Raw genomic sequence first — 13048 nt, 5'->3', positions numbered from 1 at the left:
GTATAAACATCATGAGTTATCAAGTGGGAACTGACCAATTTATCAATGATTTAGAACGGGTTTCTCAAGTTCGTTCGGAAATTGCTATTTGTTTAAGTAAAATCGCCGATACGATTAATCAAGCAGAATTGGCTGGAGATAATTCTTCGGGAAAACTAAGTTTAACCAGAGATATTGAAGACATTACAGCCGCTAGTAAAAATCTCAAGAATGGTGTTTTTCGGCTGTTAGTTTTAGGGGATATGAAACGGGGTAAAAGTACATTTCTCAATGCCTTAATTGGTGAGAATTTATTACCCAGTGACGTAAATCCCTGTACCGCAGTATTAACAATTTTACGCTATGGAGCAGAAAAGAAAGTTACTATTCATTTCAATGATGGTAAAAGTCCCCAACAGCTAGATTTTCAAAGCTTTAAATATAAATATACCATTGATCCGGCAGAAGCGAAGAAGTTAGAACAGGAACAAAAACAGGCATTTCCTGATGTTGATTATGCTGTGGTTGAGTATCCTTTGACTTTACTTGAAAAGGGGATTGAAATTGTTGATAGTCCAGGTTTGAATGATACAGAAGCCCGGAATGAGTTATCTTTAGGGTATGTGAATAACTGTCATGCAATTTTATTTGTGATGCGGGCTTCTCAACCTTGTACTTTAGGGGAAAGACGGTATTTAGAGAATTATATCAAGGGACGGGGTTTATCGGTTTTCTTTTTAGTCAATGCTTGGGATCAGGTAAAAGAATCATTAATTGATCCTGATGATATTGAGGAATTAACAGCAGCAGAAACTAGACTCAGACAAGTATTTAAAGCTAATTTAGCTGAATATTGTTATGTAGATGGACAAGATATTTATGATGAAAGAGTGTTTGAACTTTCTTCAATTCAAGCCTTGAGACGCAGATTAAAAAATCCCCAAGCTGATTTAAGTAAAACTGGGTTTCCTGAGTTTATGGGGGCGTTAAATACCTTTCTGACGAGGGAAAGAGCGATCGCTGAATTACGTCAAGTCAGAACCTTAGCTAGACAAGCGGTAAATCATACTTATGAAGCTATTGAAAGACGCATTCCTTTACTAGATCAAGATGTAGATGAATTGAAAAAACGCATTGATTCAGTTGAACCTGAATTTACCAAACTCAATCAAATTCGTGATCAATTTCAAAAAGAAATTATCAATACTAGAGATAACCAAGCGCGAGGAATTTCCGAATCTTTCCGCAGCTACGTTTTAAATCTAGGTAATACCTTTGAAAATGATTTCTTGCGCTATCAACCAGAATTAAATTTATTAGACTTCTTGAGTAGTGGAAAACGAGACGCTTTTAACATCGCACTTCAAAAGGCCTTTGAACAATATATCACAGATAAATTTTCTGCTTGGACATTAAATGCTGAAAAAGACATGAATGCAGCCTTTAAAGAATTATCTAATTCTGCTGCTCAATATGGTGCATCTTACAATCAAGTTACCAATCAAATCACCGAAAAATTAACGGGACAAAAAGTGAACGTTAACACCCATACTACCACAGAAGATGATAACTCTCCTGGCTGGGCAAAATGGGCAATGGGTTTATTATCTTTATCTAGAGGTAACTTAGCCGGTGTTGCTTTAGCTGGTGCGGGATTTGATTGGAAAAACATCCTTTTAAACTACTTCACTGTTATTGGTGTAGGTGGTATGATTACCGCAGTAACAGGAATTTTTCTAGGTCCAATTGGCTTTGCTTTATTAGGTTTGGGAGTAGGAATTTTACAAGCAGATCAAGCCAGAAAGGAGTTAGTTAAAACCACAAAAAAAGAGTTAATTAAATATCTTCCTCAAGTAGCAAATGAACAAGCTCCCATTGTTTATGATGCAGTAAAAGAGTGTTTTAGCACTTACGAAAAAGAAGTCAGTCAACGCATTAATGATGATATTACTTCTCGCAAATTAGAATTAGATAATCTGCTTCAACAGAAAAAAACACGAGAAATTAACAGAGAAAGTGAATTTAAACGGTTTAAGAACTTACAAGAAAACATCATTCAACAATTGCAAAAAATAGAAACTGCTTACAGTAATCTATTAGCTTATTACAGTTAATAAAAAGTAGGTTGGGTTGACGCAAGGAAACCCAACACAATATTTTTTCTCACGCAGAGACGCAGAGGCACAAAGCTATGAGAAAATGGAGAAATAAGAGTATTATTAAATCGAATTAACAAATAATAATCATGCAGCAAGAATATCAACATTATAGTGAATTAATAGATGCTTTAAAATCCACTTGTAAAGTATTGAATTTAGATAAAAGTTCCCAACTATATGAAAATGTAAATTCTATTTGTGATTATTTAGCTAATCCTAACTTTCAGATTGCGGTATTTGGACCTTTTAATCATGGTAAGTCAACTTTGCTAAATGCAATGTTAGGAAATCGTACCTTACCGATTGATTTAATTCCCACAACGGGTGCAGCAATTACCGTTAAATATGGTACAACTGTCCGCACTCGGATTATGTTAGTAGATGGGACAGAAATCTATCGCAGTGGTACAGAAATTTTACAACAATTTGCGGTTTTAGATGGTAATAGACAGATGCGAAAAGATGTAGCTTCTGTTGAGGTTTTTTGTCCCCATCCTTTTTTAGAAACGGGAATAGAATTTATTGATTTACCGGGAACTAATGATAGAGAAGCACAGGATAATTTAGTAAAAGATAGATTATTTGGTACAGATTTAGTTATTCAATTATTAGACGCGCGGAAACTCATGACTTTAGGAGAAAGAGAAAATCTCCGTGATTGGTTATTAGATAGAAATATTAAAACAGTTATTTTTGTAGCAAATTTTCTCAATTTACTTGAACCAGAAGAACAAAAACAAGTCCAAAATCGGTTATTATTTGTAGCTGAAAGTTTTCGCGCTGACTTACCTCCTGGTTTTAGTAATTTATATCGAGTTGATGCTTTACCCGCTTTACGCGCTAGATTAAAAGGTGATGTTGCACTTGCAAATAGTAGCGGTTTAGCTGCTTTTGAAACAGCTTTACAAAATCTAGTCGGAATTTTACAGCAAAATTGCGGTAATGTGCGTTTACCAAGATTGCAAAATATATCTTCTCAACTGCAAACTTTATTAGTTGATAAAATTTATAACTTTTCTCAGGAAATCCAAACTTTTGATAATAAAGAAAAATCGAAACTTGAAATTAAGCAAAAGGCACAAAACTTAATTTATCAAGGTTTTAAAACCAGCATTTATGAATTAGAAACTTGGTTATCTTTACCTAACTTACTGATAAAATATCAAGCTGATATTGCAGTTACACTGGCTGAAAATAATTTGCAATCTTGGCAAACAGAAACTTTGAAAAAAGACTTGACAGAATTACAAACTGCTGTCATGAAATGGCTGTATCAAGCTTATGATTTTTTCAAATCAGAACGTCCAGAAGATTTAAAAATTCCCTTCCCCAATATACCTCAATTAACCCTCCCTGCAAAACCAACCAATCTTAATAGTAGTGATGTAACAGATCCTAGTTCCATTGCTGTTGGAGGTGGTATTGGTTGGTTATTAGGTGGTCCTGTGGGTGCTGCTGTGGTGGGAAGTATTTCCTATATTTTAAATAAAAACTTGCAAAAGCAAGATCAAATGTCAGTTAAAGATTCTTATAATCAACAGGTTGCTAAAATTTGTATAGCTGCGGCTGAAAATTATTTATCTAGTTTTAGTAATCAAGGTTTATCTATATTAGCTGCATATCAACAAAAAGCAGCCAAAGTAATTTATTTTGAACTGAGTAAAGAACCATTGGAAATTATTCAACAAAGAGAAAATTTACAAAGATTGCAAAATCAATTTAATCAATTATTGTCAGAGTTGAAAAAAGCGAATATCACCAGTAAATATCAACCTTATCAAGATAAATCTAAATCTGCAAATCCTCAAATACCAAAACAACAAGTTTATCCACCTCCCAAAGAAAATGCACCTCAGAATCCTCCACCAAAGGTAGAACCTCCGCGTCAAAAAGTTAATACCCCACCACCAAACCCCGCAGAATTAGAAGCAAAATTTCAGGCTTGGGAAATGGAACAAGAAATAGCAGAAATAAAAGCTAATATGAAATCACCAAATTCACATCAAAAAACACAAAATCCGCCAAAAACACCAGCGCAAAAAGATGAAATTGCTCGCGCTTATATAGTTTTAGGATTACAACCTACTGCTGCTTTTAAGGAAGTGAAACAAGCTTATAAAACATTAGTAAAAAAATGGCATCCTGACTTATTTGTGAATCAACCACAAATGCAAAAACAGGTACAAGAAAAAATGCGGTTAGTCAATGAAGCTTACAATATTCTAAATGATCATCATGGCTAAAAAAGACCTTATTCCCTAGTAACGCTATCCTCAAAAAATATTCACATCTCCTTTCTTTCCACCTCTGTGACCTCTGCGTCTCTGTGGTTCGTTTCAACAATAGAGATACACAAGAGAAAACTCCCTTTAATTTTGCATTATTTTAATTTTTCCGATTTCTAATCCGTTCAGGACTACCTGTAGGAATCGCAGCAATTAATTTTTGTGTATATTCTTCTTTTGGTTCTAAGTAAATACTTTCCGATGTACCTGATTCGACAATTTTCCCTTGATTCATCACCAAAATGCGATCGCTCAAAAATTTGACTACACTTAAATCATGGGAAATAAAAATGTAAGTTAGTTGAAAATCCCGTTGTAGTTCTTTTAATAAATTCAAAACCTGCGCTTGTACAGATACATCTAAAGCGGAAACAGACTCATCACAAATAATAAACTTAGGATTTAAAGCCAAAGCGCGGGCAATACAAACCCGTTGACGTTGACCACCGGAAAATTGATGAGGATATTTTTTCATATCATCTGCACTTAAACCCACCCGTTCCAACAGTTCCACTGTTCTAGCTTGTCGCTGTTGTTTGGACTTACCCACAGCATGAATCAACAGGGGTTCCATAATCGCATTCCCAATCTTAATCCGGGGGTTGAGGGAACTAAAAGGATTTTGGAAAATAATTTGCATTTCCCTTCGTAAGTGCTGCAAAGTTTTCCCAGTCAAGTGAGTAATATCTTGTCCATCAAAGATAATTTTACCGCTCATCGGCTCGATTAGTCGCAGCAAAGTTCTACCCAAAGTAGTTTTACCGCAACCAGATTCTCCCACCAATCCCAAGGTTTCTCCCGGAAAAACATCAAAGGAAACCCCATTTACAGCCTTATGGTAGCGTTTTGTAGCTCCAAATACTCCCTGCACCGGAAAACCTACTTCCAAGTTACTAACAGTCAACAGAGGTGGTTTTCCGCTGATATTTGCTAATCTTTCAGTAATTTCCTCCCTAGTAATTTCCGCTGGTTGTGCAGGGTGTTTAGCCTTAATTATGACTTGTCCAAATTCATCCTCCGTGACACTCATGTAGTCAGCAACAGTCAATAGTTTGTGAGGACGACAGTTAAGGCTAGGACGACAAGCTACAAGTCCTTTAGTATAAGGATGTTGGGGATTATTAAAGATTTGTGCTGCTGCACCATATTCGACAATTTTACCTTTATACATTACTGCTACTTGGTCAGTAATTTCCGAAATTAACCCCAAATCATGGCTAATAAAAATCATTGCCATATTGCGACTTTGTTGTAATTCATACAACAATTCTAGAATTGTCGCTTGCACAGTCACATCTAAAGCTGTAGTTGGTTCATCCGCAATCAACACAGAGGGATTGCAAGAAATTGCCATTGCAATCATAACCCGTTGTAATTGTCCACCAGATAGCTGATGAGGGTAGCGCGACAACATGGCTTCTTTGTGTTCTTTCACCAATTGCGCTAATTTAAAGCTATCTGATGCAGACAAATCATCATCAATATACTGCTGTTGAATTTGCTCATCACTAGCTAAAAGTTTAACTTCTTGTAAACCCGCAATCGCAATTCTTTTGGCTGCAATTGCATTTACATTTTGATGTCGCATAATCGCTTCTTGCAACTGAAATCCAATATTATAAACCGGATTTAAAGAACTCATTGGTTCTTGAAAAATCATCGCAATATCACCACCTCGATAGAGTTGCATTTCTTGAGGTGGTAACGCTAATAAATCCAGCGGTTGGCTACTTGTTCGAGAAAACAAAATTTTCCCCCCACTTGCTTTACCAGGATATTGCAACAAACCCATTATTGCTAAAGCTGTAACTGACTTTCCACTCCCAGACTCTCCTACTATTCCTAGAGTCTCTCCCTGATGTAACTGGAAGCTAATATCATCAATAGCTTTCACTGTACTGCTATTACTGATAAATTCAACTTGTAGATTGCGAACCTCTAGGACTGTTTCTTTCATATCACCAATTACCAATTATCAAATTACTAAATTACCAAATTACCAAATTACAACTTCGGTAAAATATCTGGTAATAAATGTCCTGGAAGTTTAGATAAACCTAAACTTTGTCCTTGAATTCCTAACTCATTATGGAAAGTACGAATTATACTAACAATGTGGCTGATTGTTGTTTGATAATTTTCTGTTTGTTTCCCAAATCCACTTAAAGCTTGTAGATGATTCTCTAAAGCTGATTCTAAATGTTGAGAAAGCAGTTTTTTATCACCATTGAAAGATATATCTGTAACTAAATGATAATGAGCTAATCCTAAATTATTATGTGTCATCCATAAATCAAAACTTAAATTTAAATTACTGAATAGGTGAGCAGTATTCACAGCTTCTTGATAAGCATTAATACATAATTTTATCAGTTTTTCTTGATCTTCCTTTGTTGTTTGCGGCTGATTTCCTAGATGCCAGTAAGCGATACCCAGATTATTTTGAGTAGCAGCATAGGCATGGGGAACATCTACTGCTGTCCGATATTTTAAGGCTTCACGATAAACCTGAATCGCTAACTGGAGATTTTCCATTGGTTGTTCATATTGGGAAAGATTCCAATAAGCCGTACCAATATTATTTTGAATCATTCCATATTTTAGGGGTTCATCTGTTGGTTGATAATGAACAGCCGCTAATTTATAAGCAGCGATTGCTTTGGTAAGATTTTCTACAGGTTCATTATACTGCCCCAGATGCCAATAAGCTGTACCTAAATTATTCTGACAAGCAGCATATTTTAAAGGTTCTATTTCCTCTTGTCGGTAACGAATTGCTTCATGGTAAGCAACAACTGCAAAATTCCAGTTTTCCACTGCTTCTGCAAACCTAGCCAAATCACCATAGGCAGTACCAAGATTATTTTGAATCCGAGCGTAAGTTTCTGGCTGAGAATCACCTGTAATCAGTTTAAGTGCTAATTTATAAAAATCTATGCCTTGCTGAATATAAATTTTCGCTTCTTCCTTATCTTCAGGGATGCGGTGCAACATCCAGTAAAGTGTCCCCAAATCATTCAAAATATCTGGAAGTTGTGGAGAACTTTCATCATGGCTAACCGCTTCTTGATAAGCTAGAATTGCTATCATCAAGTTTTCTAAAGTTGGTTGTCCTTGCTCAATCTGTAACCGATAGAAATTACCCAGATTCTGATAAGCAATTGCTAACTCTTCTCCCTTAGCTTGCTGAATGTGTAATTGCTCAATTTCCCAGAGTATTTGTTGGGTTTGTCCGTTATCATCAGTATTTAATGTGGCTTTAACTAAGTTTTGTAACTCCTGGTTAATATGAGATAAAGAAGGCAAATTTTGGTTATTGTTAACTTGAGGAGATTCAATAGGAGATTTTTCTGGTATTTGTGTAATTAAATCTGCATTTGCAGTTCCAGGAAAATCAGGTTTATTTGTGTGTTTAATTTCCTGAGAAATTTTCTCTTCATCAAAACCCAAATCCTGAGAATTTTCCCGTTCCGAACGGTGGGAATCTGCGAAACCTTCCCCATGACCTCTATTATCTACAGTAGGTGTCGGTTCTCCTGCAAAGACAAATACACCCGTTCGACAATGCCAAAATTTGGGTGCTGATTGTTGAATTGCAGACAACCAAGGACGAGAAACCCAAAATAACAAACTAGATTCTAAAAAGCGACTAGATTCCTGTCCAAATAACTGCTGCTCACCTAAGCGGAGATAATTCAAAAATAAACGTTGTACTGCTACTGGTTCTTTCGTCAGCATTTCCACCCCCACAATCTGAAATGCGGGGATTGGTAAGGGACGGCCAGGATTGTTTGTTGATTCCCCCACAATGGGAGGTGGATAATTAGCTAACCATTGATTAATTTGCGCGATAGGATTGGGATCATTTACATTTAATCGCAAAGTAACTAATCGTGGATAAGCTGGAGTCATAAGTTCTCCTGCATTAGCTCGCTGATATAGTACCTTTTCTACAGGGTAAGCTAAGGTAGAGTGCAAACGTGCTGCTATACGATTTCTTGAATTTAAATCATCACATATAGCAAATAAAATTTGTCTACGTAAACCCAAACTGAGGGCAAGTTTTAGGCGTTGATATACTTGCCGATTCAAACTAATGTTTTCTGTGTGTACAGTTTCATTCACGCTTGTATTTAGTTGGGTTTTAGCCCTTTTTTCTGTATACATCCTGACTGAATAAATTCAAAATTAATGTTACATCTCATGATTTTGATTTTCACGGAGATGTTATCTTTTTCAGGATGAATCAAGTTTTCTAGGCTAGATTGTAAAAAAAAATATAATTATACTGTTATTTTAACATCCTAACAAAAAAAATCAGGTTCTTTCTCAAAAACAAGAACCTGAGATCAGAAAAAGTTAAAATAGGACAGTTTTCCAATTAACTGACATTAGAAACAGAAAAGGCCACAAAAATTACACCTACGATCAAAAGCATCGCTGCAATTCCTAAAACAATATAAGTACGCTTCTGACTACTTGTAGGGGGTTCAGCTTGATAAACCTTGGGTTCTTTAGCAAAGTTATTGAGAAGACCGCCTTCTTCGTTTGTGTACGGCATGAAGTGATTCCTTATTATCTTTCTTGATTTAATGTTACATAAATTTTACATTACTCTCATAAAAATAGATAACTAGGGTTTTCTCACCATTTCTTATATTGGTGCGTTTTATTACAAAATTATTACAGTGAGGAATCCCTCACCTCTTTGAGGGGCATACACACCAGAAAATAATTTGCAACTTCTGTTAACAATCTGTTATATTTATTTACATAAGGTTACAAAAAGTAAAAAACGAGGGTTCTCGAATGGCTATTTTAATTTCTCTATTGGTTGTTGGTTGGGTAGCAGTTTCCGTTATCGGTTCTCTGGCTTACTTCATGGGTGAACAAAGCAAGCCCATTCACGAACGTAATTGGGCTTCTGAGAAATTTGCAGCTTTGGCTAAATCTATTACTGGCGTAGATATGGACTATACCCAACGTACACCAGCCTATGCTATTGATGCTTATAGCAGCCGCAATTTACCCCAATAGTATTTAGTGGCAATTTGACAAGATGTATATAAAAATAACCCCCAGTTACAATTCTGGGGGTTTTGCTTTTTTTAGATCAGGTAAATGAAGTCAGAAATTTAAACCAAAAAAAATGGCTACCGTCACTCTATCAAGTGTCACACTGGTTTTACTTCTTCGTTCTTCTTCCTTCCTTTTTTCTCACTCCTGACTCCTGACTCCTGACTCCTGCTGTCATTAAAATGCTGGCCGATAAACCCGATAATTTATATTGGGGAAAATATTATCCATTGATTCGACTTTTTCCAACCAACCACTATCAACTTTACCCACTTTCACATCTTCATAGAGTTTATTAAAGCGCATTAAATGCGATCTTGTTCTTCTCACCGCATAGGGAACCATTGTTCCTGTCCGCATAATAAACGCCCAGTCAGAAGATTGTGCTAATAACAACTCTCTCGCAGCTTGATTGAGTGCCTTTTCCTGTAATTCATCCTCAACTTCGAGTTGGGAAATTTCAATCATCCGTTCCGCAGCTTTGTGTAAATGCGGATAAACCCAAGCATTAGTATCATTCAACCAATATTCATGGAAACCCTTAAAGCCCCAACTCGACTGAGCCGGACGACATACCTGCTGATTAGGATTAGCCCGTAAATAATCGGCTAAATGGGTCATTTCATAAGTTTTTTGGTCATACCACGACTTACGGAACAGGTAATCAATAAACCAAGGACCCTCATACCACCAATGACCAAATAACTCTGCATCATAAGGAGATACAACAATTGGCGGCCGACCCATGATATTGTGTAAATTTCCAACCTGCTGCTCACGATTATACATGAAGTTAGCAGCGTGTTCTGCGGACTTTTCCTTTGCCCAGTAAGGATCATACAGGGCTTTATCAGAAAGACCTAAGCCTCTACCAGTGATTTTATGATACTTAATACCTGTATTTTTGCGCTGGCCATTGGGCATAATATAGGGCTTAATATATTCATATTCAGCTTCCCAACCCAAATCTTTATAAAATTCCCGATATTCGGCTGCACCAGGATAACCCACTTCAGAAGACCAGACTTGCTGAGAAGATTCATGATCTCTACCAAAAGCCGCTACACCGGGTTCAGTGAAAATCGGGGCATAGCTACCGAAGCGAGGACGAGGACGGGCGTATAAAATGCCATGACCATCGGTGAGGAAATAACGTAAACCAGCATCAGCCAGCATTCGCTCCACACCTTCATAGTAGGCACATTCTGGCAACCAAATCCCTCTGGGGGCTTGACCAAAAGTTTCTTCGTAATGTTCACAAGCTACCTGAATTTGCGCCCAAACCGCTTGGGGATACATTTTCATTAATGGTAAGTAGCCGTGGGTAGCGCCACAGGTAATAATTTCTAAGTTATTACTATCTTGAAACTGTTTAAATGCTGTAACTAAATCACCCTTATAACGTTCCCATAACTCCCGCGCTTCATTAAATTCAGTTGCATAATGTTCTGCTAAATAACGAACATGACCATTATGAATATTGCGCTCAGATTCTAGCTCTATAAGCTCTTCTAGTTGTGCCAAGTGAGCATCATAGCGTTCTTGCAATAAAGGATCACGAAGCATAGAAATCAAAGGCGGAGTCATACTCATGGTGAGTTTGAAATCAATGCCGTCTCGCTTTAATCCTTCAAATACTTTTAATAAAGGAATGTAAGTTTCAGTAATCGCTTCATACAGCCATTCTTCTTCTAGCACATAATCACTTCCTGGGTGACGAACGAAGGGCAGGTGTGCGTGAAGTACAAGCGCGACATAGCCTATAGCCATAATATTTTTTCTGTGTGGTATGTGGAGGTTACAGACAAAAAAGTCTGTGTGGGGAAATTAAGAATATTTTAAGACTATATGGGTCATTGGACATGAATCCTAAGTTAATACTTATTAGAAGTCAGCAGGTAGGGGCGCAGGGACTGCACCCAGTTGGGAGTCGGGAGTCAGGATAAATAAAGCTCAACTATAGCTACTTTCATGATTACTTGTAAGATTATGAGATTCATTTCCCTTTAATGCAGGATAAAAGACACACACTAACCGCATAGTTGTCTTTGCGCGTAAATAATGTTTATCATGCTGATCAAGGGCATACATTGTCCCAACTTTGATGGGGTATACTGTCCCATCAGTGGCTTCAATTTCTCCCTCACCTTGAATACAATAACAAGTTTCAAAATGATTTGTATATTGCAACAATGATTCAGTTCCTGTATTAATGATGGTATCAGTTAAAGAATATCCCATACCATCACTTTCTGTTAAAAATCTGCGGCTCTGACCATTTCCCCACGCTACATCACGATCAGTTTCAATTAATTGTTCTAAAGTTCGTATTATCATCGTTTTAATCATTCAAAATTTAAGTTATTCTTGCTGTCAGCCGATTTCCCTAACGGATTCAAGATGGCTATTATAGTTCCTAGTAATATTAAACCAGACCCGATCAAACCACGCAAACCAAATACTTCCCCAAGCATTAAAAAAGAAATTACAGCCCCAACAATTGGCTCTAAGCCTTGAATTAATGATGCTTCAACAGCAGGTAATCTTTGCAAGGAAAAAACGACTAACCAGGTCGTCGCGGCTGTCGCACTTCCTAAATATAACAATTGCCCTAAATTCGCCTGAATCACTGTTAGCTGACTTGGAAGTTCACTTATCCCAAAACTCAAAGCTAGGAAAGTTGCAACTCCTAGTCTGACAATAGACAAATTCATGGGAGAGTGAGAGGATGCAATATCTTCAAGAATAATCAGCAGCATGGCTTCACAAAAAACTGCTCCTAAAATCCACAATGTCCCAATTAGGGGTTCGGAACTTTGTTCCCAAGACATTAAATAACTACCGCTAAATGCTAAAATTGCAGACAGAAAAAATCGAAGAGAAAAGCGGTTTCGATAGACTAAATCTAAAAGCGTTACAAAAATAATGCACAGTCCAAACAAAAAGGAAGTTCGATTTGCAGAAATTGTTTTCACCCCAAAACTTAAGCAAATGTGAATTCCAAATGTCAATATTCCTAGTACAAATCCATCGCGCAATAACTTACTATCAATTATTAGGCTATTTTGAATAACATCTTCGGAAAAAATATTAATATCATATGCCTTTGGCTTATTTGTTAAATAAGACTTTAGATGATTTTTCCAAGCTTTAACAGGAGCAAGATTAAATGAAATTTTAGCAATCCATGGCATTAAGAACAATACTGCAAAAAGGTAGCGAACCGCTAATTGGACTGAGGGCGTTAAGGAGGCAACAACCTGTTTTGTGACAGGAGGAAGTGATCCAAATAGTACAGTAACAAGCAAAAAAGCAATAATACTTTGCCAACGTTTTATATCAGGAGAGTTTTGCATTTTTCGCAATTTTGATAATTTTTCCCAGACATCAAAAAAATTGGCTCTTCCATACCTACAGTATTGCCATACATAGTATGCTAAATGTAGGTTGCAAAAACCGTAAAACTCTTGCAATACAATAAAAACAGGTATTTTTTATTAAAATTTTAGAGTTTTTTCGTGGATTTCGGTTTTTACCTTTATTTTTCAA

9 protein-coding genes are annotated in these 13048 nt (G+C 36.6%); 3 read left to right on the top strand and 6 right to left on the bottom strand.

Annotated elements, in window-relative coordinates; genetic code table 11:
• Positions 1 to 11: 11 nt before the first annotated feature.
• Both FJR11_RS14375 and FJR11_RS14370 read left to right on the top strand, forming a co-directional pair.
• Positions 12 to 2093, top strand: coding sequence for a dynamin family protein (locus FJR11_RS14375; RefSeq protein ID WP_168504811.1), 2082 nt, complete (start codon positions 12 to 14; stop codon positions 2091 to 2093).
• A gap of 131 nt (positions 2094 to 2224) precedes the next feature.
• Positions 2225 to 4381, top strand: coding sequence for a dynamin family protein (locus FJR11_RS14370; RefSeq protein ID WP_168504809.1), 2157 nt, complete (start codon positions 2225 to 2227; stop codon positions 4379 to 4381).
• A gap of 142 nt (positions 4382 to 4523) precedes the next feature.
• Here FJR11_RS14370 and FJR11_RS14365 read toward each other — a convergent pair whose 3' ends face one another.
• The 3 genes from FJR11_RS14365 to psb34 form a co-directional block, all read right to left on the bottom strand.
• The gene (locus FJR11_RS14365) at positions 4524 to 6380 is read right to left on the bottom strand and encodes an ABC transporter ATP-binding protein (RefSeq protein WP_168504800.1); all 1857 of its coding nucleotides are present in this window, start codon (positions 6378 to 6380) and stop codon (positions 4524 to 4526) included.
• Between the two features lie 47 nt (positions 6381 to 6427).
• Complete coding sequence (locus tag FJR11_RS14360; protein ID WP_168504798.1) at positions 6428 to 8590, bottom strand: tetratricopeptide repeat protein; 2163 nt, start codon at positions 8588 to 8590, stop codon at positions 6428 to 6430.
• Positions 8591 to 8804: 214 nt separating this feature from the next.
• Positions 8805 to 8984: a photosystem II assembly protein Psb34 gene (gene psb34 / locus FJR11_RS14355; RefSeq protein WP_168504796.1), complete on the bottom strand. Its 180-nt coding sequence runs from the start codon at positions 8982 to 8984 to the stop codon at positions 8805 to 8807.
• A gap of 248 nt (positions 8985 to 9232) precedes the next feature.
• Between psb34 and FJR11_RS14350 the strand changes: the two genes are divergently transcribed.
• Positions 9233 to 9460, top strand: a complete 228-nt coding sequence (locus FJR11_RS14350; protein ID WP_168504794.1) for a photosystem II protein, Psb35-related — start codon at positions 9233 to 9235, stop codon at positions 9458 to 9460.
• 216 nt (positions 9461 to 9676) lie between these two features.
• Here FJR11_RS14350 and FJR11_RS14345 read toward each other — a convergent pair whose 3' ends face one another.
• The 3 genes from FJR11_RS14345 to FJR11_RS14335 form a co-directional block, all read right to left on the bottom strand.
• Positions 9677 to 11269 (bottom strand): glycoside hydrolase family 57 protein, encoded by a 1593-nt coding sequence (locus tag FJR11_RS14345; RefSeq protein ID WP_168504792.1) that lies wholly within the window; start codon positions 11267 to 11269, stop codon positions 9677 to 9679.
• Positions 11270 to 11452: 183 nt separating this feature from the next.
• Positions 11453 to 11836: an ectoine synthase gene (locus tag FJR11_RS14340; RefSeq protein WP_168504789.1), complete on the bottom strand. Its 384-nt coding sequence runs from the start codon at positions 11834 to 11836 to the stop codon at positions 11453 to 11455.
• An 8-nt stretch (positions 11837 to 11844) separates the two neighbouring features.
• Positions 11845 to 12855, bottom strand: coding sequence for a DMT family transporter (locus tag FJR11_RS14335; RefSeq protein ID WP_168504775.1), 1011 nt, complete (start codon positions 12853 to 12855; stop codon positions 11845 to 11847).
• Positions 12856 to 13048: the final 193 nt, after the last annotated feature.

Source organism: Anabaena sp. UHCC 0187, from assembly GCF_009712035.1.
In the GTDB taxonomy this organism is placed as follows: Bacteria; Cyanobacteriota; Cyanobacteriia; order Cyanobacteriales; family Nostocaceae; genus Dolichospermum.
Note: the sequence above shows the minus strand (reverse complement) of the source record. Positions and strands in the feature narration are given on the sequence as shown.

Bases quoted from the DNA above. Each gene is read 5' to 3' on its own strand.
- FJR11_RS14375 (WP_168504811.1), top strand. From the start codon at position 12: ATGAGTTATCAAGTGGGAACTGACCAATTTATCAATGATTTAGAACGG.
- FJR11_RS14370 (WP_168504809.1), top strand. From the start codon at position 2,225: ATGCAGCAAGAATATCAACATTATAGTGAATTAATAGATGCTTTAAAA.
- FJR11_RS14365 (WP_168504800.1), bottom strand. From the start codon at position 6,380: ATGAAAGAAACAGTCCTAGAGGTTCGCAATCTACAAGTTGAATTTATC.
- FJR11_RS14360 (WP_168504798.1), bottom strand. From the start codon at position 8,590: ATGTATACAGAAAAAAGGGCTAAAACCCAACTAAATACAAGCGTGAAT.
- psb34 (WP_168504796.1), bottom strand. From the start codon at position 8,984: ATGCCGTACACAAACGAAGAAGGCGGTCTTCTCAATAACTTTGCTAAA.
- FJR11_RS14350 (WP_168504794.1), top strand. From the start codon at position 9,233: ATGGCTATTTTAATTTCTCTATTGGTTGTTGGTTGGGTAGCAGTTTCC.
- FJR11_RS14345 (WP_168504792.1), bottom strand. From the start codon at position 11,269: ATGGCTATAGGCTATGTCGCGCTTGTACTTCACGCACACCTGCCCTTC.
- FJR11_RS14340 (WP_168504789.1), bottom strand. From the start codon at position 11,836: ATGATAATACGAACTTTAGAACAATTAATTGAAACTGATCGTGATGTA.
- FJR11_RS14335 (WP_168504775.1), bottom strand. From the start codon at position 12,855: ATGCAAAACTCTCCTGATATAAAACGTTGGCAAAGTATTATTGCTTTT.